We start from the raw sequence: 22,832 nt of genomic DNA, 5'->3' as shown, positions 1-22,832 counted from the left end.
CAGGGTGCAAGGGGAGAGGCGGCAAATCCGGCGATGCAGGCGCCGAGGTCGATGGCGTGGGGCATCGGGCGATGCTGCCATCAAACCCATGAAAGCGCGCCCGCCGACGCCGCACCTAAAATGCCCGGTTCCGTCAGTTCCACTCCCGAAAGCGCCCTCCCCGATGTCCGCCCCGCGCAAGCTCTTCGTCACCACCGCCCTGCCGTACGCCAACGGCAAGTTCCATATCGGCCACATGATGGAGTACATCCAGGCCGACATCTGGGTGCGGAACCAGCGAATGAACGGCGCCGAGGTCAACTTCGTGTGCGCCGACGACGCGCACGGCGCGGCCATCACCATCGCGGCCGACAAGGCCGGCGTGACGCCGCAGGCCTTCGTGGCCGAGATCGCCGCGGGCCGCAAGCCCTACCTCGACGGCTACTTCATCTCGTTCGACAACTGGCATTCGACCGACGCGCCCGAGAACCACCAGCTTGCGCAGGACATCTACCGCGACCTGCGCACCGCCGGCCTCATCGAAACCAAGAGCGTCGAGCAGTTCTACGACCCCGAGAAGGGCATGTTCCTGGCGGACCGCTTCATCAAGGGCGAGTGTCCCAACTGCCACTCGAAGGACCAGTACGGCGACAACTGCGAGGTGTGCGGCGCCGTGTACGCGCCCACCGAGCTGATCAACCCCTACTCGGCCCTGTCGGGCGCCAAGCCCGAGCTGCGCAGCTCGGACCACTTCTTCTTCAAGCTGTCGGACCCGCGCTGCGAGGCCTACCTGAAGGAATGGACCGCGGCCCCCGGCCACGTGCAGTCCGAAGTGCAGAACAAGATCCGCGAGTGGCTCTACAAGGACGACGAAGGCAAGGGCGGCCTGGGCGACTGGGACATCAGCCGCGACGCGCCCTACTTCGGCATCGAGATTCCCGATGCGCCGGGCAAGTACTTCTACGTGTGGCTCGACGCCCCCGTGGGCTACCTGGCCTCGCTGAAGAACCTGCTGGACAAGCGCTGCATCGAGCTGGGCGGGGACGGCATCTCGTACACCGAGTACATGGCCGATCCCGACCTGGAGCAGGTGCACTTCATCGGCAAGGACATCATCACCTTCCACACGCTGTTCTGGCCCGCGATGCTGCACTTCAGCGGCCGCAAGGCGCCGAACGCGGTGTACGTGCACGGGCACCTGACGGTGAGCGGCGAGAAGATGAGCAAGAGCCGCGGCACCGGCATCGACCCGCTGAAGTACCTGTCGATCGGGCTGGACCCGGAATGGCTGCGCTACTACATCGCGGCCAAGCTCAACGGCCGCAACGAAGACATCGACTTCAACCCCGAGGACTTCGTGGCGCGCGTCAACAGCGACCTCGTGGGCAAGTACATCAACATCGCCAGCCGCGCGGCGGGCTTCATCGGCAAGCGCTTCGCAGGCCAGCTGGGCGCCGTGTCGGCCGATGGCGAAACGCTGCTGTCGGCGCTGCGTGCCGCCGCGCCGCAGGTGCAATCGCTGTACGACGGCCGCGACTACGCCCGCGCGCTGCGCGAGGTGATGGCGCTGGCCGACAAGGTGAACGAATACGTCGACCAGAACAAGCCCTGGGAGCTGGCCAAGAAGGAAGGCGCCGAGGCGCGACTGCACGACGTGTGCACCGTGTGCATCGAGGCCTTCCGCCTGCTCACGCTGTACCTGAAGCCGGTGCTGCCGGCGCTGGCGGTGAACGTCGAGGCCTTCATGAAGATTTCGCCGCTGGTGTGGGCGGATGCGGCGCAAGCGCTGCCTGCGGGCCACGCCATCGGTGACTACAAGCACCTGATGCAGCGTGCCGATGCCAAGGTGGTCGACAAGCTGTTCGACGCGCCCGAGCCTGTAGCAGCCGCCCCGGCCGCCGTGGAGGCTCTGGAATTGCCGGGCGGCGAAGCCATCGCACCCACCATCACCATCGACGACTTCGTGAAGATCGACCTGCGCATCGCAAAGATCGTGAACTGCGAGAAGGTCGAAGGCTCGACCAAGCTGCTGCGCCTGACGCTCGATGCCGGCGAGGGAAAGACCCGAAACGTGTTCAGCGGCATCGCCTCGGCCTACCAGCCCGAGCAGCTCGTGGGCAAGCTCACCGTGCTGGTCGCCAACCTGGCGCCGCGCAAGATGAAGTTCGGCATCAGCGAAGGCATGGTGCTGGCCGCCAGCCACGGCGACGAAAGGGCCCACCCGGGCATCCACGTGCTGGAACCCTGGCCGGGCGCGACGCCTGGCATGCGCGTGCGCTGACCGACGACAAGGAAGCTCCCATGACCCGCCTTTGCCGTGCGCTTGTGCTGCTGTCGATGTCCGCCTTGCTGGGCGGCTGCGCGGTCGTGACCGTGGCGGGCACCGCGGTGAGCGTGGGCGCCAGTGCGGTCGGCCTGGCTGCCGATGCCGCCATCGGCACCGTGCGCATCACCGGCAAGGCGGTGGGCGCGGCGGCCGATGCGGTGATTCCCGACAGCCAGTAAGCCAGGCGATCGGCTCAGGGCGCCTCGGTGCCCCGGTCGGGCGAGGAGCCGCTGCGCACCACGCGCTGGTCGTCGTTCAGCGTGGCGGTGAAGACCATGGGCGAGTTCGGCGGCTGCACCCAGCGCCATTCCCATTCGGTCTCGCGTTTCAGCGCATAGGGCGCGACCTTGGCGGGCTTGCCGAGCAGCTTGCGCAGGTCTTCCATCATCAGGCCGGGCTGCACCCTGGCGAAGTTCTCGGGCGTGAGCACCTGGCGCAGCGCGCTCATCTTGCCGTCGGCCCCGATGGTGATCATGTAGTTCTTCTGGCCCGCGGGCTGGCGGTTGTACTCGAACACGCGGGCGCCACGACCGGGGCCGGGCGCCTCCCAGACGTTCTCGGGCTCGCCGAAACGTGCGCGCACATCGGCCTCGGTGGAGACGCCTTCTTCCAGCTCGCTGATGTTCTTCGGGTCGCATGCCGCGAGCCCCAGTGCGGCCGCAAGCAGTGCGCTTGCCATGCCAATCTGCCACCCTCGCCGTTGCGTCATGCCGTCCCCGGTAAAATTCGCGCCATAAAGGTCCAGTCTATGTCCATCTTCCGTCGCCCCCACTACTCTTCCGAGATCACCAACTTCATCGAAGAGATGAAGGAAAAGAAGCCCACCCTGGAAGCCGAACAGCGCGCCGGGCGCGCCCTGCTCTGGGACAAGCACCTCGACCGCAGCCTGCTGAACGAGTACGACGAAGCCCGCATCCCGATGCAGCCGTACGTCTACCAGACGCAATCCAAGTAATTTCCTGATGCCGAATTGGCAGGATACGCGCGTCCGCATTGCGCCTTCAGCTATTGAAATGATAGCAATCGCCGAATGAGCAGGAACGACGATTCCGGCGCGCTGGTGGTCGCCATGCCCGACGTGATCGACCAGGTCGCGCTCGCGCGGCTGTATGGCGAGCCGCTGTTCGCGATGCCGAAGGACCTGTACATCCCGCCCGAGGCGCTGCAGGTGTTCCTGGAGGCCTTCGAAGGCCCGCTGGACTTGCTGCTCTACCTGATCCGCAAGCAGAACTTCAACATCCTCGACATCCCGATGGCGGGGCTCACGCGGCAGTACCTGAGCTACGTCGACGAGATCCGCCAGACCAACCTCGAGCTGGCAGCCGAATACCTGCTGATGGCCGCGATGCTGATCGAGATCAAGTCGCGCATGCTGCTGCCGCCGAAGAAGGTGGCCGACGGCGAAGAGGCCGAAGACCCGCGCGCCGAACTCGTCCGCCGCCTGATGGAGTACGAGCAGACCAAGCTGCAGGCCGCCGCCCTCAGCGCCCTGCCGACCTACGGGCGCGACTTCTGGAAGGCGCAGGTCTACATCGAGCAGTCGCTCAAGCCGCGTTTCCCCGAGGTGAACGTGATCGAACTGCGCGATGCGTGGGCCGACATCATGAAGCGCGCCAAGCTCGTGCAGCACCACAAGATCTCGCGCGAAGAGCTCAACGTGCGCGAGCACATGAGCATCGTGCTGCGCCACCTGCAGGGGCAGCGCTTCGTGGAGTTCGAGAAGCTGTTCGACGTGACGCGCGGCACGCCGGTGCTGATCGTCACCTTCATCGCGATGCTGGAGCTTGCGAAGGAAACGCTGATCGACATCACGCAGGCGGAAGCCTTCGCGCCCATCTACGTCCGGCTGGCCTACTCGCCAACTTAGCAATGGCTCACCCCCAGTCTTCGCGCACTTCGTGTCGCTTCGCCACCCCCCTTCCAGGGGGCAACACTGGTGGCCCGGCAAAGCCGGTTCCACGGTGTTCCACGAAGTGACCGAGGGCACCGGCTGGCATTCAAACCAATGAATGCGCGCGACTTCGACGTCCTGATCGTCGGCAGCGGTCTGGCCGGCCTGTCGGCCGCGCTGCACCTGGCCCCCACGCACCGCGTGGCGGTACTGACCAAGCGCGCGCTGAACGACGGCTCCAGCGCCTGGGCGCAGGGCGGCATTGCGGCGGTGCTGGCGGCGGGCGACAGCTTCGACGCCCACGTGCAGGACACCCTGGTGGCCGGTGCCGGCCTGTGCGACCCCGAGGCCACGCGCTTCGTGGTCGAGCACGCGCCCGAGGCCATCGGCTGGCTGCGCGAGCTGGGCGTTCCGTTTTCCGAAGCGTCCAGGGAAGAAGGCGGCGGCCTGCACCTGACGCGCGAAGGCGGCCACAGCCAGCGCCGCATCGTTCACGTGACCGATGCCACCGGCGCGGCCGTGCAGCAGGTGCTGATCGAGCGGGTGCGCCGCACACCGAACATCACGCTGTTCGAGCACCACACGCTGGTCGATCTGGTCACCGGCACCAAGCTCGGGCTCGACGACCCGGCCTGCGTGGGCCTGTACGCCCTCGACGACGCCACCGACAAGGTGCTGGCCTTTCGCGCGCCGCACACCATCCTGGCGACGGGCGGCGCGGGCAAGGTGTACCTGTACACCACCAACCCCGACACCGCCACCGGCGACGGCATTGCCGCAGCATGGCGCGCCGGCTGCCGGGTGTCGAACCTGGAGTTCATCCAGTTCCACCCGACCTGCCTGTACCACCCGCACGCCAAGTCCTTCCTGATCAGCGAAGCGGTGCGCGGCGAAGGCGGATTGCTGAAGCTTCCCGATGGAACGCGCTTCATGCCGGCGCACGACGAGCGCGCCGAACTCGCGCCGCGCGACGTGGTCGCCCGCGCCATCGACTTCGAGATGAAGAAGCACGGGCTGGACTGCGTGTACCTCGACATCTCGCACCAGCCGCCCGCGTTCCTGCAGGAGCACTTTCCCAACATCCTCGCGCGTTGCGCGGAGCTGGGCATCGACATCACGCGCGAGCCGATTCCCGTGGTACCGGCCGCGCACTACACCTGCGGCGGCGTGCTCAGCGACCTGAGCGGGCGCACCGACATCGCGGGCCTGTACGCGATCGGCGAAACCGCCTGCACCGGGCTGCACGGCGCCAACCGGCTGGCCAGCAACTCGCTGGTCGAGTGCATGGTGTTCGCGCGCGCCGCGGCCGGCGCCATTGCGCAGGCGCCGGTGCATGCACGCACCGAGCTTCCCGCCTGGGACGACAGCCGCGTCACCGACGCCGACGAAGCCGTGGTCATCTCGCACAACTGGGACGAGCTGCGCCGCTTCATGTGGGACTACGTGGGCATCGTTCGCACCGACAAGCGGCTGGAGCGCGCGAGCCATCGCATTGCGCTGCTGCAGGCCGAGATCCAGGAGTTCTACGCGAACTTCCATGTCACGCGCGACCTGCTCGAGCTGCGCAACCTGGTGCAGGTGGCCGAGCTGATCGTGCGCTGCGCGCAAGCCCGCCACGAGAGCCGTGGGCTGCATTTCAGCCGCGACTATCCATCGCTCGCCGAGCCCGCCGCACCCACGGTGCTGGCGCCGCCGGCCAGCTGACCGACCCCACCGACTGCTGTTTTCACTCGAGGATGCCCGGCCACCGACGCCCGCAGGGAGAAACCCAACCATGTACATCGCCACCACCATCGAAGAACTCCGCGCCCGCCTGTCCGCCAGCAAGCGCCCGGCCTTCGTGCCCACCATGGGCAACCTGCACGACGGCCACATCGCGCTCATCAAGCAGGCTCGCCCGCTGGGCGACGCCACGGTCGCGAGCATCTTCGTGAACCGGCTCCAGTTCCTGCCGCACGAGGACTTCGACACCTACCCGCGCACCTGGGACAGCGACTGCGAGAAGCTGCGCGCGGCCGGCTGCGACGTGCTGTTCGCGCCCACCGAGCGCGTGCTGTACCCCGAGCCCCAGACCTGCAAGGTGCACCCCGACCCGGCGCTGGCCGACGTGCTCGAAGGGCACTTCCGGCCCGGCTTCTTCATCGGCGTGTGCACGGTGGTGATGAAGCTCTTCCAGTGCGTGCAGCCGCGCGTGGCCGTGTTCGGCAAGAAGGACTACCAGCAGCTCATGGCGATCCGCCACATGGTGCGGCAGTTCGCGATGCCCATCGAGATCGTGGGCAGCGAGACCTTCCGCGCCGACGACGGCCTGGCGCTGTCGTCGCGCAACGGCTACCTGAGCAAGGACGAGCGCGCCGAAGCCGTGCAGCTGTCGCGCGCCCTCGAGGCCATGGCCGAGGCGGTGCGCGCGGGCGAGACCGATGTGGCCGCGATCGAAGCGCGGGCAATGCAGTCGCTGGCGCAGCGCGGCTGGCAACCGGACTATCTTGTGCTGCGGCGCCGCTCGGACCTGCAGCCCCCCTCTTCCGATTCGCCCGGCGAGCCGCTCGTGGCGCTGGCCGCGGCGCGCCTGGGCCGCACGCGGCTGATCGACAACCTGGAGATCGAGACTCCCTTCACCTTATGAGCTACAGCGTCAAGGAAATCTTCTACACCCTGCAGGGCGAAGGCGGCCAGGCCGGCATGCCGGCGGTGTTCTGCCGCTTCGCCGGCTGCAACCTGTGGAGCGGGCGCGAGGCCGACCGCGCCACCGCCGTCTGCCGTTTCTGCGATACCGACTTCGTCGGCACCGACGGCACGCTGGGCGGCAAGTTCAAGAACGCCGAGCTGCTGGCCGACACCATCGCCGCCCAATGGCCGGCGGGCGACGCCGACCACCGCCTCGTGGTGCTGACCGGCGGCGAGCCGCTGCTGCAGGTCGACGCGGCGCTGGTCGATGCGCTGCACGCACGGCACTTTCGCATCGCGGTGGAGAGCAACGGCACGGTCGAGGCGCCCGAGGGCATCGACTGGCTGTGCATCAGCCCCAAGGCCGGCGCGCCGTGGGTGCAGCAGCGCGGGCAGGAGCTGAAGCTGGTGTGGCCGCAGACCGCATTCGACCTCGACACGATGGCGCGCACGGGCGAGTTCACGCACCGCTTCCTGCAACCGATGGACGGGCCCGACCGCATCGCCAACACCGAGCTGTGCATCGCCGAATGCATGCGGCAGCCGGCGTGGCGCCTGAGCGTGCAGACGCACAAGATCACCGGCATCCGCTGAAGCGGCGGCCTCTTTTTTCCTGAGTTTTTTCGACGATGCGATTCACCATCAGCCAACGTTTTTTCTTCGACGCCGCCCACACGCTGAAACGCGAGATCGAAGTCGAAGGCAGCCGCCGTGTCCACGGCCACACGTACCACGCGGAGGTGTGGCTCGCGGGCGAGCGCGATCCCGCGACGGGCATGGTGATCGACCTGGGACTGCTGCGCCGGCGGCTGGAAGAGGTGCGCGAGCAGCTCGACCATCACCTGCTGGACGACGTGCCGGGGCTGCATCCGCCGACGCTGGAGAACCTGTGCGTGTTCATTGCGCAGGCGCTGCCGGATTTGCGGGGGTCGCTGGCGCGCGTGAAGGTGTGGCGCGAGGCGCTGGGGGACAGCTGCAGCGTGGAGTTCTAGTCTTGCTCCCTCCCCTCCCGGGGGAGGGTTGGGGTGGGGGCAAGCGGCGCATCCATTGTTGTCGGCGTCTTTGGCGCCGCGAGCCCCCATCCCAGCCTTCCCCCAGAGGGGGAAGGAGCAATGCGGGGGTCAGGCGGCGCCGATGCCGGCGATCAGACTGCCCGGCGGATGGCCGTTTTTCAAACCCGCGGTAAACGCCAGCATCCGGTCGATCGGCACCCGCGCCCTCAACCCCAGCGCCGGATCGACATGGATCTCCCCCACGCCCGTCTCCAGCGCATTCGCCAGCTCCACCAGCCCGTTCATCGCCATCCACGGGCAATGCGCGCAGCTCTTGCAGGTGCCGCCGTTGCCGGCCGTCGGCGCCTCGATGAAGGTCTTGCCGGGGTTCAGCGTGCGCAGCTTGTGCAGCATGCCGCTGTCGGTGGCGACGATGAACTCGCGGGCGTCCATGCGCTGCGCCGCACCCAGGATGGCCGAGGTGGAGCCCACGGCATCGGCCAGCGCAATGACGTCCGACGGCGACTCCGGGTGCACCAGCACCTTGGCCTTGGGGTGTTCCTTCATCAGCAGCTCGAGCTCCAGCGCCTTGAACTCGTCGTGCACGATGCAGGCGCCGTTCCAGCTGACCATGTCCGCACCGGTCTGGCGCTGGATGTAGTCGCCCAGGTGGCGGTCGGGGCCCCAGAGGATCTTCTGCCCTGCCGCATGCAGCGCGCCCACCACGTCGAGCGCGCAGCTGGACGTGACCAGCCAGTCGGCGCGCGCCTTCACGGCCGCGCTGGTGTTGGCGTAGACGACCACGGTGCGGTCCGGGTGCTGGTCGCAGAAGGCGCTGAACTGCTCGACCGGGCAACCCAGGTCGAGCGAGCAGTTGGCGTCCAGGTCGGGCATCAGCACGCGCTTTTCAGGCGAGAGGATCTTCGAGGTCTCACCCATGAAGCGCACGCCCGACACCACCAGCGTCTGCGCGGCATGGTCGCGGCCGAAGCGCGCCATTTCGAGCGAATCGCTCACGATGCCGCCGGTTTCCTCGGCCAGGTCCTGCAGGTCGGGGTGCACGTAGAAGTGCGACACCATCACCGCATTGCGTTCACGCAGCAGGCGGCGGATGCGGCTCTTCAGCGCGATGCGTTCGTCGGGCGAGGGCTCCGGCGGCACCCGGGCCCAGGCGTGGCGGGTGTCGCAGACGGAACCGGAACCGGCCGATTCCGCAGGCTGTTCGTAGTCGACGTCGATGACGGAAGCGGTCGTCATGGAGAAGATCTTTTTATTGAAAGCGCATCGAGTAGTCGATGGCTTTCACGTCCTTGGTCAGCGCGCCGACCGAGATGCGGTCCACACCGGTCTCGGCCAGGGCGCGCAGGCCGTCGAGCGTGACGCCGCCCGAGATCTCGAGCACCGCCTTGCGCGCGTCGCCCACCGCGTCGTTGATGCGCACGGCCTCGCGCAGCGTGGGCAGGTCCATGTTGTCGAGCAGCACCATGCGCGCGCCGGCGTCCAGCGCCTCGTGCAGCTGGGCCAGGGTTTCGACCTCGACCTCGACGAAGGCGGCTTGCGACGCCACCGGCGCCACCGCTCGCAGCGCCGCGGCCACGCCGCCGGCGGCGGCAATGTGGTTTTCCTTGATGAGCACCGCGTCGTACAGGCCGATGCGGTGGTTCAGGCCGCCGCCGGTGCGCACGGCGTACTTCTGAGCCAGGCGCAGGCCCGGCAGTGTCTTGCGCGTGTCCACGATGCGGGCGCGCGTGCCGCTGATCGCGTCGGCGTACAGCGCCGTCTTGGTGGCGACCGCGCTCAGCAGTTGCAGGAAGTTGAGCGAGGTGCGCTCGGCCGTCAGCAGCGCGCGGGCGGACCCTTCGATTTCGAGCACGGTCTGGTCGGCGGCGCAGCGCTCGCCTTCGGCGCACAGCCAATGGATGCGCACCTGAGGGTCGAGCTGCCGCAGCGTGGCCTCGACCCAGGGCGCGCCGCACACGACGGCGGCTTCGCGCGCCAGCACGCGGGCACGGGCGGTGCGGGCAGGGTCGACCAGCGACGCGGTGAGGTCGCCCTCGGCGACGTCTTCCTGCAAAGCGCGGGTGGCGTCGGAGAGGGCCAGCGCGGCCACGGCCGACGCTGAAAAATCAAAGCGAAGGCTCATGGCTCTTTGTCTCTGCGTTTTTTTAAGAGGATTGACGAGGGGAAGCCGCCAAGCCGGGCGTTGTGGACGGCACGGATTCAGGCACGGGGTCGCGGCCAGTCAGGGTGGCCACGGCATCCTGCGGGCTCACGCGGCCGTCGAGCAACGCGACCACGCCTTCGGCGATCGGCATCTCGATGCCCAGGCCGCGCGCGCGCTGCACCACGGTGCGCGCGCAGTACACGCCTTCGGCGACGTGGCCCAGCGAGGCGACGGCCTGCGCCAGGGTACGGCCCTGGGCCAGCAGCAGCCCGACCTTGCGGTTGCGGGACAAATCGCCGGTGGATGTCAGCACCAGATCGCCCAGACCCGACAGGCCCATGAAGGTCTCGGCGCGGGCGCCCAGCGCGAGGCCGAAGCGAGTCATTTCGGCGAGGCCGCGGGTGATCAGGGCCGCACGGGCGTTGAGCCCGAGCGCAAGGCCGTCGCACAGGCCGGTGGCTATGGCGAGCACATTCTTGACTGCGCCGCCCACTTCCACGCCCACGATGTCCTCGTTGGCGTAGACGCGCAGCGCCGGTCCGTGGAAGGCATCGACCAGCGCGTCGCGCACGCTGGCGTGCGGGCTGGCCGCCACCAGCGCGGTGGGCCGCCCTTCGGCAACTTCTTGCGCGAAGCTGGGGCCGCTGAGCACGCCCGCCCGCAGGTCGGGCGCAACCTGCGCCCAGATCTCGTGGGCCAGCAGGCCGAAGGAGGTGGGAGATGCATCGAGCGCGGGCTCGACGCCCTTGCACAGCCAGGCCACCTGCGCGGTCGTGCCGCGCAGCGCAATGAGCTGTTCGCGCAGGGCGGCCATGGGGGTGGCCACGATGACGAGGTCGGCGCCGGCCTGCGCCTGGGCGATCTCGCCAGCGCGCACGACCAATGACGCCGGCAGCGCCAGCCCGGGCAGGTAGCGGGTGTTTTCACGTGCGGCCGACATGGCGTCGGCCTGGGCGGCATCGCGCGCCCAGAGCGTGACCTCGTGGCGGGCCGCCGCGTTGACTGCGACGGCCGTGCCCCAGGCACCGGCGCCATGAACGCAGATCTTCATCGTGCGTTGGCGGCGTTGTGCCGGTTTACTGCGTGAGGGTCGGCGCGGCGGCTTGGCCGGCGGCCTGCGCCTGCTGCTGTTCGTACATCGCCTGGAAGTTGATTTCGGCGAGGTGCACGGGCGGGAAGCCGCCGCGCTGGATCACGTCAGCCACGTTGCCGCGCAGGTACGGGTACACGATTTGCGGGCAGGCGATGCCGAGGATGGCGCCCATCTGGTCTTCGGGCAGGTGGCGGATCTCGAAGATGCCGGCTTGCTTGGCTTCGACCAGGAACACGGTCTTGTCGCCGATCTTGGTCTGCACGGTGGCCGACACGGTGATCTCGAAGATGCCGTCAGCCACGGGCTGGGCGTCCACGCCGAGCTGGATGTCGACGGTGGGCTGCTCCTGTTCCAGCAAGATCGCGGGCGAATTGGGCTGCTCGAGCGACAGGTCCTTGAGGTAGACGCGCTGGATCTGGAAGATGGGATCTTGGGCTTGCTGGTCGGCCATGGCTGAACTTTCGAGAGTCAAAACAATGCCCGCCGGGGAGAGGTTCCCGCAGCGGGCTGCAGATGAATGAGCAAATGATTATCGCCCGGCGCCCGGGCCACCTTCGTGACGCCGGTTGCTTTGTGTTTCAGGCGGCCTGCAGCAGCGGAACGAGGCCGCCGCGGCCGTCGAGCGCGATCAGGTCGTCGCAGCCGCCGACGTGCGTGTCGCCGATGAAGATCTGCGGCACCGTGCGGCGCTGGGTGAGCTCCATCATGGCGGCGCGGGCTTGCGGGTCGCTGTCGATGCGGATCTCTTCGATCTGCTCGACGCCCTTGGACTTCAGGATCTGCTTCGCACGGGTGCAGTACGGGCAGACGGCGGTGGTGTACATCTTGACGGCTTGCATGCTCTTTACCTTGGGAAGACTCAGGCTTTTTCAACCGGCAGGTTAGCTTCTTTCCAGGCCTTGAGGCCGCCGGCGACCGCTTGGGCCTGCTCGTAGCCGAGTTTCTTGGCGGTGGCCACGGCGCGCTGGGCGCGGGCGCCGGTGGCGCAGACCAGCAGCAGCGGCACGTTCTTGTTCTTGACGGCGCCGGTGAGCTTTTCTTCCAGCTGGTTCAGGGGGACGTTCTTGGCGCCGATCATGTGGCCGGTGGCGAATTCTTCCGGCTCGCGCACGTCGACGAGCACGGCGCGTTCGCGGTTGATGAGCTGCACGGCACCCTGCGCCGTGAGCGTTCCGCCGCCCGCGCCCCGCACCAGCGGCCAGGCGAGCATGGCGCCCGAGCTGAGCGCGATCAGGATCAGCATCCAGTTCGCGGTGACGAATTCGATCAATTTCACGAGGGTTCCTTGAATGGCAAACCGGGGATTTTAGAATGCGAGGTTTCGCAAGCGCAGCCAAAGGCCTCCCACATGCACAAACTGGTACTGATCCGTCACGGCGAATCCACCTGGAATCTCGAAAACCGCTTCACCGGATGGACCGACGTCGACCTGACCGAGACCGGCGTGGAGCAGGCCAAGCAGGCCGGCCGCCTGCTCAAGGCCGAGGGTTACGACTTCGATGTCGCCTACACGAGCGTGCTCAAGCGCGCCACCCGCACCCTGTGGCACACGCTCGACGAGCTGGACCGCACCTGGCTGCCCGTGGTGCATTCGTGGCGCCTGAACGAACGCCACTACGGCGGCCTGCAGGGCCTGAACAAGGCTGAAACGGCCAAGAAGTACGGCGACGAGCAGGTGCTGGTCTGGCGCCGCAGCTACGGCACGCCGCCGCCGCCACTGGAAACCGGCGACCCGCGCAGCGAGCGAGGCGACGTGCGCTACGCCAAGCTGTCGCCTGAGCAGATTCCGCTGACCGAATGCCTGAAGGACACGGTCGCGCGCGTGCTGCCGTTCTGGAACGAATCGATGGCGCCGGCCATCCGCACCGGGCGGCGCCTGGTGGTGGCGGCCCACGGCAACTCGATCCGGGCGCTGGTGAAGTACCTCGACGGCATTTCGGACGACGCCATCGTCGGCCTGAATATTCCGAACGGCATTCCGCTTGTCTACGAGCTCGACGACGACCTGAAGCCCCTGCGTCACTACTACCTCGGCGACGCCGCAGCCGCCGAACAGGCGGCCGCTGCGGTCGCTTCGCAAGGTAAAGGCTGAAGAAACCCCTTTCTGCCGGCCACTTCGTGGAACCCCGGCAGGCAAATTGTTTCCAAGCTGTGTATATTGGTTCGACAGCCGCCGACAAGGACAAGCACTCATGATGGGCCAGAAATTGAAGATCACCGGCTGGGTCGCCGCCGGCGCCGTTGCAGGCGTCCTGACCACCGTCTCGTTGCAGACAGTCGCACGCGGATCGCTTGCGCCACTGCCGCTCGAGGAATTGCAGCAGCTCGCTGCCGTCTTCGGCATGGTCAAGAGCGACTACGTCGAGCCGGTCGATGAGAAAAAGCTCATCTCCGACGCCATTTCGGGCATGGTCGCCGGGCTCGACCCGCATTCCCAGTACTTCGACAAGAAGTCCTTCAAGGAATTTCGCGAAGGCACGACCGGCCGATTCGTCGGCGTGGGCATCGAGATTTCGCAGGAAGACGGGCTGATCAAGGTCGTCTCTCCCATCGAAGGCTCCCCAGCGTTCCGCGCCGGCCTGAAGCCCAATGACCTGATCACCAAGATCGACGACACCGCCGTGCGCGGCCTGTCGCTGAACGAGGCGGTCAAGCGCATGCGCGGCGAAGCCAACACCAAGGTGCTGCTGACCATCTTCCGCAAGGACGAGAGCCGCACTTTCCCCGTGACGATCACGCGCGAGGAAATTCGCACGCAGTCGGTGCGCGGCAAGATGATCGAGCCCGGCTACGGCTGGATCCGCCTGTCGCAGTTCCAGGAACGTACGGTCGACGACTTCGTCAAGAAGATCGACGAGTTGTACAAGGAAGATCCCAATCTCAAGGGCCTGGTGCTCGACCTGCGCAACGACCCGGGCGGCCTGCTCGACGCGGCGGTGGCGGTATCTTCGGCCTTCCTGCCCGAGAACGTCACGGTGGTCACCACCGATGGCCAGCTGGCCGAAAGCAAGTCGGTCTACAAGGCGGCGCCGGAGTTCTACCAGCGCCGTTCGGGCAGCGACCCGCTGCGCAGCCTGCCGGCCGCGCTGAAGACCGTGCCGCTGGTGGTGCTGGTGAACGAGGGCTCTGCCTCGGCCAGCGAAATCGTGGCCGGCGCGCTGCAGGACCACAAGCGCGGCATCATCATGGGCAGCCAGACCTTCGGCAAGGGCTCGGTGCAGACGGTGCGCCCGCTCGGTCCGGACACCGGCCTGAAGATCACCACGGCGCGCTACTACACGCCGAGCGGAACCTCGATCCAGGCCAAGGGCATCGTGCCGAATGTGCTGGTCGACGAAAGCGCCGAGGGCAGCCCCTTCGCCGCCCTGCGCATGCGCGAGGCCGACCTCGAGAAGCACCTGGCCAGCGGCCAGGGTCCCGAAGTCAAGGACCCGGAACGTGAAAAGGCCCGCGACGAAGCCCGCAAGCGCCTCGAGGAAGAAGCCAAGAAGCCGCCGCAGGACCGCAAGACGCCCGAGTTCGGCACCGACAAGGACTTCCCGCTGGTGCAGGCGCTCAACCGCCTGAAGGGCCAGCCGGTGCTGGTCAGCAAGACGCAGGTGATCGTCGAAAACAAGGAAGAGAAGAAGGAAAACTGATCCGGTGGCGCATGGAAGATAGCGAGCTGCTGCGCTACTCGCGCCACATCCTTCTCGAGGAATTCGGCATCGACGGGCAAGAGCGCGTCAGTGCCGGACGGGTTCTTGTCATCGGTGCCGGCGGGCTCGGCTCGCCGGTGGCCCTGTACCTCGCGGCAGCAGGTGTCGGCCACATCACGCTGGTCGACGACGACGAGGTCGACCTCACCAATCTCCAGCGCCAGGTCGCCCATACGCAGGCGCGGGTCGGTCTCGCCAAGGTCGAATCCGCAGCGCAGGCCATGCGCGACATCAACCCTGGCATTTCCATCGAGACCCACGCCGAGCGCGCCGACGCGCCGTTGCTCTCGCGCCTGGTCGCCGAGGCCGATGTGGTGGTGGATTGCTGCGACAACTTCGTCACCCGCCAAGCCGTCAACCGCGCTTGCGTGAATCATTCCAAACCGTTGGTGGCGGGCGCGGCGATCCGGTTCGACGGGCAGCTGAGTGTCTACGACACCCGTGACGCCGCCTCGCCCTGCTATGCCTGCCTGTTCCCACCGGATGCTGCGTTCGAGGAGACGCGCTGCGCGGTTCTGGGGGTGTTCGGCCCGGTGGTCGGCACCATCGGCACGCTGCAAGCCAGCGAGGCGCTCAAGCTGCTTGCCGGCATCGGCCCATCGCTGGCAGGCAAGCTGCTGATGTTCGACGGTCGCAGCACCTCGTTCGATACCTTGCGCGTGGCCCGCGACCCGCAATGCGGGGTCTGTGCACACCGCCCTGCGCCGAGCGCAGCCCCCACCCTGCAAGGCGCTTAGGAAGGCTGGCGCGCACCCTTGGCGCGGGCGGCACCGTTGGCGGCGGCGCCGGGCGCCGGCTTGTTTGCATCCGCCAAGACACCCTTGCAATCGGAATCCTGGCCCGGGCCTGTCTCGATGGTCGCGGCCAGGGCCAACAACGGATTGATGGCGCCCAATGCCAGTGCGGCCAGTCCGCGCTCCGCGAGAGGAGCGACCTGCAGGCCGCCCTTCGGGGCGCCGAAGCTCCCGCTCAACACCAGCGGCGTGCGGATCGACAGGATGCTCTTGCTCTTGGGTTCGGGGCGAATCACGAAGTCCAGCCCCTCGGTCGCGAGGTTGGCCTGGCCGGTGGCCGTGAAGACGGCGTTGGTGGTGTCGACCACGAGCGTGCGGCCCGTCATCAGCCCCTTGTTGACGTCGAACGCCATCGCCGCGCACCGCAATTCGACATTGCGGTCGCCGCGCAGCAGGAACTTGATGATGTCGCCACCCACCAGCGTAGCGAACACAGGCAGCAGGTTGCCGAACTGGCCGCTGCCCGAGAGCACGGCCACGTCGCCGGACACGCCGCCCAACCAGTTGGCCACGGTGCTGCCCGACCCCGACAGGTTGATGCGCCCGTCGAGCCGCCCCACGCTGTTGCCTGTGGTCTCGAGCTTGGGGAACAGGCGGGCCAGTTGCATGGCCTTGATGTCGAGCGAAGCGCGGATGTCCGCGGGGTTCTTCGATGCGTCGATGCGGATCGCGCCGCCCAGCTTGCCGCCGGCCACGCCCAGGTCGAGCGGATCCAGCGTGAGCACGCCGTTGTCGAGCTTGACCTGCACGCTGCCGCGGTCGAGCGGGATATCGCGCACGTTCTGGATCTTGTCGGCCGTGTACTTGACGTCGGCGTTCATGGCGCGCAGGCGCTCGAAGTCGAGCGGTGCCGTGGGCAGCACCTTACCGCCAGCCCGCTTGACCTGGGTCACGGTCGGCGGCGGGGCCACGCCTTCGACGGTGTTGGCCGTACGCGCCGTCGGCGGAAGGCCGATCAGCGGACCGAGGTCGTCCATGTCCATCACCCGCGAACGCAGATCGCCCGCGAGATGCGGCAACTTCCCGGCCTGGTCGAATTTCATGTCGCCTGCGATATCCGACAAGCCCAGCTTGCCCTTGAGACCGGTAGCCTCCCAAAGCTGGCCGCGCTTGCCCAGCTTTCCGCTCAGCGCATAAGGCGAGGTCTGCGGCAGCGCGATGCCGAGCAACGGGAACAGCGCGCCCAACGTTTGCCCCTTGATCTCGAAGCTGGCATCGATGCCGTCCAGCCCGGACAACGCGGCCACGCTGCCGGCGGCCTTCAACTGGGTCTGCCCGGCGGCGGCGTTGATCTCAATAGGGAACGGCGGCGCTCCTGCGGCATCGATCTGCAGCACGTTGCCGGCGCGCCCGTTGGCGGTCAGCGGCTGGCCCTTGTAGCGGCCCTTGATGCGATAGGTCAGGGGCATCTCGCCAAGGGCCGAGTCGTAGCTCAGGTCCGCATGCAGGTCGACGCCCAGGTGCTTGGCAAGGAAGTCGATCGAGCCGGTGTCCACCTGGATCAGGCCGATGCTGGGTACGCTGCCTGCATCCGAGGTGTCCTTGCCGAACGCCCAGGTACGGCGGCCATCGGCCTCCATTTGCAGGCCCACTGCCGGAGCGAACAGCGCGAGGCGCGGAATCACGATCTTGCTGGTGATGAGCGGCCAGAGGCGAATGTCGAATTCGGCGCGGTCCGCCTTCACCAGGTAGGCGTCGCGCGCCCAGGATGGATTGGCGAACTCGATGCCGTCGAACTTGACGGTGGCCTGCCGCCAGCCGAGGCCTACGTCGAGCCGCCGCGTGATCTCGAACTTGCGCCCGGTCTTCTCGCTGACGTACCGGTTGAGCGGCTCGCGCAGCACGTCCCAGGGAAAAAACGCAAGCACCAGCACCAATGCCGCGAACAGGAGCACGACGCCGCCAAGCAGCTTCAGCCATAGCGGCCGGGTTCGCAGGATATTCGTTGCCATGGCGTCCTTGTTACCTCATCGATCGCGCCGCCCGGGTCGGCAAGGGACCGCACAGACCGTGGGGCATCGCCTACGAGCGAGGTATCGTTGTGGCGCGGGTGAAAGCGTCGGAACCCGCCTACAACGCCCGCCCCCTGCAGCTTGCATGATGCGCGACGGAATGGCTGCAATCTCCCGATGCAGGCTTTCCCCCATCAGCGGGCGCTGCAAAAGCACCTGCCAACGTGAGAGGAAGCGCGGTTCGGCATGGATTCCAGATTGCAGATATACGTCGTCGAAGACAACCTCACGATCCGTGAAAACCTCATTGGCACTCTGGAAGAGCTCACCCTCAGCACGGTCGTCGGTTTTGCCGAGACCGAGGACGGCGTCCGCGCGTGGCTCGGCGCGCACGAAGACGGGTGGGACCTGGTCATCGTCGACCTTTTTCTCAAGCAGGGCAGCGGGTTGGGCGTCCTCCAGGCGTGCGAGGGCCGCAAGCCCGCTCAGAAGGTGGCTGTGCTCAGCAACTATGCGACGCCCGACATCCGGCGGCGCTGCGCCGAGTTCGGTGTCGATGCGGTGTTCGACAAGTCGAACGAAATCGACGCGCTGGTGGACTTCTGCCTTGTACAGGCCGAGGCCCTGCGGGCGGCCAGGGCGCGCTGAAGAAGAGGCCGCCTCGGGCCTCTTCTTTTGCGTCGCGCAGATCTCAGTCGATCAGCTTGTTCTTCAGCGCGTAGTACGTCAGGTCGCTGTTGGAGGACAGGTTCATCTTCTCCATCAGACGCGTGCGGTAAGTGCTCACGGTCTTCACCGACAACGACAGGGTCTTGGCGATGTCGCCGGCAGTTTCGCCCTTGGCCAGCTTCAGGAACACCTGGAATTCGCGTTCCGACAGTTGCTCGTGCGGCGCGGCGTCGTCCTTGCGGTCGAGCTGGCGAGCCAGCAGTTCTGCCACGGCGGGGGTGATGTAGCGGCGGCCCAGCGAAATGGTGCGAATGGCGTTCACGATTTCTATCGGATCGCATTCCTTGTTCAGGTAGCCGCTTGCGCCCTGGCGGATCAGGTTCATCGCGTAGTGCTCTTCCGGATAGCCGCTCAGGATCAGGATGCCTACGTCCGGCGCCTTGGCGCGGATCATGGCCAGGGCGTCGATTCCACTTTGCCCGGGCATCGAAAGGTCCATGACCAGTACGTCCAGCTCCGTGGTGCGCACCAGTTCGATGGCTTCGCGCCCGCTGGCAGCTTCACCCGCCACGCGCAGGTCCACGTGCTCGGAGAAGAACTGCCGGAGGCCAGACCGCACGATGGCGTGGTCGTCCACAATTCCAATTTTGATCATCTGTTACTTTCGTCGTTGTGTTGCGGACATACGGGTCGCGACATTCCGGGTCCCTGATTGTTGTCAATTATTCACGAACTTGCGCAGTACGCAGCCCTGAAAGTTTCATGCACTGGTTAGCCCCTCCAAAAATGGCCGTCAGCCTGCTGCTTGCGGCACTCGCTGCGCTGGCCCTCGTCGGGATCAACGAGGCCGGCTACCGGCAGTCCAGCCGCGCGCTTTACGACATCGAAGAGGCGCAGCAGGTGCGCGGCACGCTCAGCCAGATTCTGCAGAGCATGCTGGACGCCGAGACAGGGAGCAGAGGCTACTTGCTGACAGGCGAGGCCAGCTACCGGCAACCCTACGACACGGCGGTCAAGCAGGTCGACGGCCAGTTGGCATCGCTGCGCCGCATGTATGCCGGCCGGCCGGCCGAGCTCAATCAGTTGACCGAACTGTCGAAGCACGTGCTGCGCAAGGTGGCAGAAATGGACATGAGCGTGCGGCTGCGCCAGGACGGCAAGGAAGACGCATGGAAGTTCGTCATCACGACGGACGTCGGTCGCGAGGAAATGGACGCCATCCGCGCGACCGCGGGCGAACTGGTGAAGATCAGCAACGACACCCTGCACGAGAGCCAGGCGCAGGTGTTGCGCTCGCTGCAGCTGGCCCGCATCGGTACCGCCATCGTCGCGCTGGCCGCACTGATCGCCTTTTTCCTGTACCTGCGCCAGACCCATGCGCTGCGCTCGATCGGCGAGCGCCAGCAGGAGGCCCTGCAGCGCGAACGCAATGCGCTGGAAGACGAGGTGCGCGAGCGCACGGCGTCGCTGGCAGAACTGGCAACCCACCTGCAGGACGTGCGTGAGACCGAGCGCGGCTACCTCGCACGTGAACTGCACGACGAGTTGGGCTCGCTGCTCACCGCCGCCAAGCTGGACGTGGCGCGCCTCAAGTCGCGGCTCGCCGACGCGCCCGATGCCATCCAGCGGCTGCAGCATTTGACCGAGCTGCTCAACAGCGGGATTGCGCTCAAGCGCCGCATCATCGAAGACTTGCGGCCGTCCTCGCTGTCGAATCTCGGTCTGGTGGCCTCGCTGGAAATCCTGGGACGCGAGTTTGCCGAACGTTCGGGCCTGCAGATCGAAATGGCGCTGGAGCCCGCGGCCATGGACGAATCGCGCCAGCTCACCATCTACCGGATGGTGCAAGAGAGCCTGACCAACATCGGCAAGTACGCCCACGCCAGCGAAGCCACCATCGTGATGAAGAACTACGAGAGCCACGTGATCGTGGAGGTGGCAGACAACGGCAAGGGCTTCGACACCCAACGCATGCGACCGTCGACGCATGGCCTGGCGGGCATGCGGCATCGGGTGGAAGCCGCGCGCGGCAAGCTCACGGTGTCCTCCACGCCCGGCAAGGGCACGCACCTGAGCGCCATGCTGCCCATCGTCAAACCTGCGTCAGGCGGCTGACGGTTGGAGGAGGGCCGGAACTCCTTTACGCCCCAGCGCAGGCTAACTCGGCCATCTCCTACGCACCCCGCGCCCGACCGCTGACAGGTCCGAGACGCTACCCCACTTAAGGTTGCACTGTGCTCTTCGAATCCCTTCTCAAGGGTGCCGAAGCCGCCATTTTTCAAGACGACGAGGCCAACCTCGAAGGAGTTCCGCATGTTGCATTACACGGTGGTGTTTTTGGTCATCGCACTGATCGCCGCAGTGCTCGGCTTCAGCGGCATTGCAGCCGGCGCGGTGGGAATCGCAAAGATTCTTTTCGTGATCTTCGCCATCCTGGCGATTGCCAGCTTCCTTGCCGGCTTGCTACGACGCAAGTAGCGTCGTTACGATCTACAGGCTCCCGCATTTCACTTCCCCGGAAAGGACTTTCACATGAACACGACCAAGACCGCCTCGCAACTCGCCGATGACGCGCGCCAGACCGCCAACGAAGCGGTGGAATCCACTCGTGCCTACGCACAGAACGCAGTGAATGCGGCCGGCGAAAAGGTCCGCGACCTGCGCCGCGATGCAGAGCCGGCCGTTGAACAACTGGCTGCTCGCGTGCAGCAAGCCGTTCAACGTGGACTCGATGCTGCTTCCACCACGAGTGCACGCGCCCAGCGCCGCCTCGAACAGGCCGCAGACGTGACGGGTCGCTACATTTCCGACCAGCCGGTTCGCTCGGTGCTGATTGCTGCAGCCGCAGGTGCAGCCATCACTGCGCTGATCGTGCTCGCCAGCCGCCGCAGCCGGGACGACTATTGATTCGCTGAGTTCCCGTCGCTTCAACGACCTCTGGCACCATGCTTCATCCGATTTTCTCCACGGTGCTCGGGCATCCGGAACTCGTCGCTGATCACCTAGCAAACTACGCCGCTCTCGTTCGCCAGGAAACTGCGCAAGCGGGACGCGGCCTTGTTACCCGCGTCGTCGCCGGCGTGTTGGCGGCGGCCAGCGCCATGTTGGCACTCGGCCTCATTGGCGTGGCTGTGCTGCTTGGCGTGCTTCACGGCAGCTTTCACTGGGTCCTGGTCGCCGTGCCGGGCATTGCCTTGGTGATTGCAGCTTTCTGCGCCTGGTACGCCACCCGACCCAGCCCGAGCCACGGCTTCGACGACCTGCGTTCGCAACTCGATGCTGATCTGCAGGCATTGCGTGAAGCAGGAACTCGACATGGCCGTCGCTGAACGTTCGCCTCTGACACCGCAGCAACGCTTGTCGCTGTCACGGCGGGCGCTGGTTCGCCAACTCAATGGGGCCTCCGAGCCTCACGAAGAGCAACACTACCGGCCAACCCAAGCGGCCGAAGATGAACTCGAATATGCGCATGCTGAAGCGGCTGCTGCTTTGCCGCCACTTGGCGAGCGCAACGGGCGGCCTCAAGGGCTCAGCGGCAATCTTTGGTTTTCCATGGGCCGGAATGTGGTGCAGCGCTGGTGGCAGCGGCACCCTGCGCATGCGGCCGGCCAATTGGCCCGTCCATTGCTGGAAAGTTACGCACGCAAGCAGCCAGCCAAGCTCATGGCCATCGCCGCCGGCACAGGGGCGCTTGTGGTGCTTGTCAGGCCGTGGCGTCTGTTGTCGGTCACGGCAGTGCTGGCAGCGGTACTGAAAACATCCGACGTGGCTGACGTTGTCAACACGTTGATGCAGAAGAACTCAAGCTCCCCACGAAAGGACCCTTCATGAAATCCGATGTTTCCTCTTCAGACAAGCCCTCTGAACACAAGCACCTGGTGCTCGATCAGAGTGGCCTCGATGCCGCGCGCAACAGCCTGGACGACGGTGCGGTGACGCCTAGCTACGGGCCGTGGCGTGACGATGTTGTCAAGCTGCTGAACGATGCACTGGCGACCGAGCTCGTCTGCGTGCTGCGCTACAAACGGCACTACTTCACCGCCAATGGCGTCGAGTCCCCAGCCATTGCGGACGAGTTCCTTGTGCACGCCAATGAAGAGTCCGGCCATGCCGACCGAATTGCCGAACGAATTGTGCAACTCGGGGGTGAACCAGACTTTGCGCCGTCGCACCTGCTGGAACGAAGCCATGCAGCGTACGACGAGTCCACCGACCTGCAAGCCATGGTGCGCGCCAATCTGATTGCCGAGCGTATTGCAGTGGAGTCGTATCGGCAGATGATCGCGCTGATCGGGGACAAGGACCCCACTACACGCCGCATGCTCGAGGACATCCTCTCCGACGAGGAAGAGCATGCCGACGAATTGAAGGACTGGCTTGGTCACTGAGCATCGCGCAGCGCCTGGCTGCCTGATTTTCAGCTGCTTCAGATAGCAAAAAGCCCGATGGATTCATCGGGCTTTTTTACGTCTGCGTGTTTACGTCTGCGTGGTTCTGCTTGTTCGCGTATTTGTATTGGCGAACGCCATTGCGCAAAGCAAAAAACCCCAGTCATATTCTGACTGGGGTTTTCTGGGCTGTAAGAGCCTGACGATGACCTACTTTCA

28 protein-coding genes are annotated in these 22,832 nt (G+C 66.3%); 18 read left to right on the top strand and 10 right to left on the bottom strand.

From position 1 onward, the window contains the following. Positions 1-163: 163 nt before the first annotated feature. A complete protein-coding gene (gene metG / locus AC0IYU_RS22075) occupies positions 164-2,260 on the top strand; it encodes a methionine--tRNA ligase (RefSeq protein WP_472121080.1) in 2,097 nt (698 codons plus the stop codon). A 20-nt stretch (positions 2,261-2,280) separates the two neighbouring features. Continuing rightward, complete coding sequence (locus AC0IYU_RS22070) at positions 2,281-2,484, top strand: hypothetical protein (protein ID WP_435484751.1); 204 nt, start codon at positions 2,281-2,283, stop codon at positions 2,482-2,484. Between the two features lie 14 nt (positions 2,485-2,498). Here AC0IYU_RS22070 and AC0IYU_RS22065 read toward each other — a convergent pair whose 3' ends face one another. After that, positions 2,499-2,984 (bottom strand): outer membrane protein assembly factor BamE, encoded by a 486-nt coding sequence (locus AC0IYU_RS22065; protein ID WP_472121077.1) that lies wholly within the window; start codon positions 2,982-2,984, stop codon positions 2,499-2,501. A gap of 69 nt (positions 2,985-3,053) precedes the next feature. On the opposite strand from AC0IYU_RS22065, the gene AC0IYU_RS22060 reads away from it, so the two are divergent. From AC0IYU_RS22060 to AC0IYU_RS22035, 6 genes are all read left to right on the top strand, one after another. Then, positions 3,054-3,260 carry a DUF3460 family protein gene (locus AC0IYU_RS22060; protein WP_435436067.1) on the top strand — a complete coding sequence of 69 codons (207 nt, stop codon included), beginning with the start codon at positions 3,054-3,056 and terminating at the stop codon, positions 3,258-3,260. A 75-nt stretch (positions 3,261-3,335) separates the two neighbouring features. Next, positions 3,336-4,172: a segregation and condensation protein A gene (locus AC0IYU_RS22055; RefSeq protein WP_435436065.1), complete on the top strand. Its 837-nt coding sequence runs from the start codon at positions 3,336-3,338 to the stop codon at positions 4,170-4,172. 138 nt (positions 4,173-4,310) lie between these two features. Beyond that, positions 4,311-5,900, top strand: coding sequence for an L-aspartate oxidase (nadB, locus tag AC0IYU_RS22050; RefSeq protein WP_472121074.1), 1,590 nt, complete (start codon positions 4,311-4,313; stop codon positions 5,898-5,900). Between the two features lie 70 nt (positions 5,901-5,970). After that, entirely contained in the window at positions 5,971-6,822 is an 852-nt protein-coding gene (panC, locus tag AC0IYU_RS22045) for a pantoate--beta-alanine ligase (protein ID WP_472121073.1), read from the top strand. Beyond that, on the top strand, positions 6,819-7,457 hold the full coding sequence (gene queE, locus AC0IYU_RS22040; protein WP_472121071.1) for a 7-carboxy-7-deazaguanine synthase: 639 nt from the start codon (positions 6,819-6,821) through the stop codon (positions 7,455-7,457). Before panC ends, queE begins: the two co-directional genes overlap by 4 nt. Positions 7,458-7,492: 35 nt before the next feature. Beyond that, positions 7,493-7,855 (top strand): 6-pyruvoyl trahydropterin synthase family protein, encoded by a 363-nt coding sequence (locus tag AC0IYU_RS22035; RefSeq protein ID WP_435484762.1) that lies wholly within the window; start codon positions 7,493-7,495, stop codon positions 7,853-7,855. A gap of 129 nt (positions 7,856-7,984) precedes the next feature. Here the strand turns inward: AC0IYU_RS22035 and nadA are convergent, their stop codons facing one another. From nadA to AC0IYU_RS22005, 6 genes are all read right to left on the bottom strand, one after another. After that, positions 7,985-9,112: a quinolinate synthase NadA gene (nadA, locus tag AC0IYU_RS22030; RefSeq protein ID WP_472121069.1), complete on the bottom strand. Its 1,128-nt coding sequence runs from the start codon at positions 9,110-9,112 to the stop codon at positions 7,985-7,987. A gap of 13 nt (positions 9,113-9,125) precedes the next feature. Further along, positions 9,126-9,998: a carboxylating nicotinate-nucleotide diphosphorylase gene (gene nadC / locus AC0IYU_RS22025; RefSeq protein ID WP_472121067.1), complete on the bottom strand. Its 873-nt coding sequence runs from the start codon at positions 9,996-9,998 to the stop codon at positions 9,126-9,128. 22 nt (positions 9,999-10,020) lie between these two features. Then, on the bottom strand, positions 10,021-11,070 hold the full coding sequence (locus AC0IYU_RS22020; protein WP_472121064.1) for an NAD(P)H-dependent glycerol-3-phosphate dehydrogenase: 1,050 nt from the start codon (positions 11,068-11,070) through the stop codon (positions 10,021-10,023). A gap of 25 nt (positions 11,071-11,095) precedes the next feature. Then, positions 11,096-11,563 (bottom strand): protein-export chaperone SecB, encoded by a 468-nt coding sequence (gene secB / locus AC0IYU_RS22015; protein ID WP_409169529.1) that lies wholly within the window; start codon positions 11,561-11,563, stop codon positions 11,096-11,098. 127 nt (positions 11,564-11,690) lie between these two features. Then, positions 11,691-11,951 (bottom strand): glutaredoxin 3, encoded by a 261-nt coding sequence (gene grxC, locus AC0IYU_RS22010; RefSeq protein WP_435436057.1) that lies wholly within the window; start codon positions 11,949-11,951, stop codon positions 11,691-11,693. Positions 11,952-11,971: 20 nt separating this feature from the next. Further along, positions 11,972-12,355 (bottom strand): rhodanese-like domain-containing protein, encoded by a 384-nt coding sequence (locus tag AC0IYU_RS22005; RefSeq protein WP_472121365.1) that lies wholly within the window; start codon positions 12,353-12,355, stop codon positions 11,972-11,974. Between the two features lie 105 nt (positions 12,356-12,460). Here AC0IYU_RS22005 and gpmA point away from each other — a divergent pair, with 105 nt between their 5' ends. The 3 genes from gpmA (at position 12,461) to AC0IYU_RS21990 (ending at position 15,547) form a co-directional block, all read left to right on the top strand. Continuing rightward, entirely contained in the window at positions 12,461-13,204 is a 744-nt protein-coding gene (gene gpmA / locus AC0IYU_RS22000) for a 2,3-diphosphoglycerate-dependent phosphoglycerate mutase (RefSeq protein ID WP_435484766.1), read from the top strand. A 103-nt stretch (positions 13,205-13,307) separates the two neighbouring features. Beyond that, a complete protein-coding gene (locus AC0IYU_RS21995; RefSeq protein WP_435436685.1) occupies positions 13,308-14,750 on the top strand; it encodes a S41 family peptidase in 1,443 nt (480 codons plus the stop codon). A gap of 11 nt (positions 14,751-14,761) precedes the next feature. Then, on the top strand, positions 14,762-15,547 hold the full coding sequence (locus AC0IYU_RS21990) for a HesA/MoeB/ThiF family protein (RefSeq protein WP_472121061.1): 786 nt from the start codon (positions 14,762-14,764) through the stop codon (positions 15,545-15,547). Here AC0IYU_RS21990 and AC0IYU_RS21985 read toward each other — a convergent pair. Beyond that, a complete protein-coding gene (locus tag AC0IYU_RS21985; RefSeq protein WP_472121059.1) occupies positions 15,544-17,556 on the bottom strand; it encodes an AsmA family protein in 2,013 nt (670 codons plus the stop codon). The two genes, AC0IYU_RS21990 and AC0IYU_RS21985, sit on opposite strands and share 4 nt — an antisense overlap. A gap of 246 nt (positions 17,557-17,802) precedes the next feature. On the opposite strand from AC0IYU_RS21985, the gene AC0IYU_RS21980 reads away from it, so the two are divergent. Further along, entirely contained in the window at positions 17,803-18,204 is a 402-nt protein-coding gene (locus tag AC0IYU_RS21980; protein WP_472121056.1) for a response regulator, read from the top strand. A gap of 43 nt (positions 18,205-18,247) precedes the next feature. On the opposite strand, the gene AC0IYU_RS21975 is transcribed toward AC0IYU_RS21980, so the two are convergent. Next, positions 18,248-18,880, bottom strand: a complete 633-nt coding sequence (locus AC0IYU_RS21975; RefSeq protein WP_007837167.1) for a response regulator — start codon at positions 18,878-18,880, stop codon at positions 18,248-18,250. Positions 18,881-18,987: 107 nt separating this feature from the next. Between AC0IYU_RS21975 and AC0IYU_RS21970 the strand changes: the two genes are divergently transcribed. From AC0IYU_RS21970 to AC0IYU_RS21945, 6 genes are all read left to right on the top strand, one after another. Next, positions 18,988-20,340: a CHASE3 domain-containing protein gene (locus AC0IYU_RS21970; RefSeq protein ID WP_472121053.1), complete on the top strand. Its 1,353-nt coding sequence runs from the start codon at positions 18,988-18,990 to the stop codon at positions 20,338-20,340. Between the two features lie 198 nt (positions 20,341-20,538). Continuing rightward, positions 20,539-20,703, top strand: coding sequence for a DUF1328 domain-containing protein (locus tag AC0IYU_RS21965; protein ID WP_472121052.1), 165 nt, complete (start codon positions 20,539-20,541; stop codon positions 20,701-20,703). Positions 20,704-20,757: 54 nt separating this feature from the next. Next, complete coding sequence (locus AC0IYU_RS21960) at positions 20,758-21,132, top strand: hypothetical protein (protein WP_371086375.1); 375 nt, start codon at positions 20,758-20,760, stop codon at positions 21,130-21,132. 38 nt (positions 21,133-21,170) lie between these two features. Then, the gene (locus tag AC0IYU_RS21955) at positions 21,171-21,554 is read left to right on the top strand and encodes a phage holin family protein (RefSeq protein ID WP_472121049.1); all 384 of its coding nucleotides are present in this window, start codon (positions 21,171-21,173) and stop codon (positions 21,552-21,554) included. Then, positions 21,541-22,056 carry a hypothetical protein gene (locus AC0IYU_RS21950; protein ID WP_472121361.1) on the top strand — a complete coding sequence of 172 codons (516 nt, stop codon included), beginning with the start codon at positions 21,541-21,543 and terminating at the stop codon, positions 22,054-22,056. Before AC0IYU_RS21955 ends, AC0IYU_RS21950 begins: the two co-directional genes overlap by 14 nt. Continuing rightward, on the top strand, positions 22,053-22,613 hold the full coding sequence (locus AC0IYU_RS21945) for a ferritin-like domain-containing protein (RefSeq protein ID WP_472121047.1): 561 nt from the start codon (positions 22,053-22,055) through the stop codon (positions 22,611-22,613). The genes AC0IYU_RS21950 and AC0IYU_RS21945 overlap by 4 nt, the downstream gene beginning before the upstream one ends. 38 nt (positions 22,614-22,651) lie before the next feature. Here the strand turns inward: AC0IYU_RS21945 and AC0IYU_RS21940 are convergent. After that, a partial coding sequence (locus AC0IYU_RS21940; protein ID WP_472121044.1) for a hypothetical protein occupies positions 22,652-22,832 on the bottom strand: 181 nt, incomplete at its 5' end.

This window comes from Variovorax sp. AC103 (assembly GCF_979254005.1).
The sequence above is the reverse complement of the archived record's forward strand: the minus strand, read 5'-3'. Positions and strand labels throughout refer to the sequence as shown.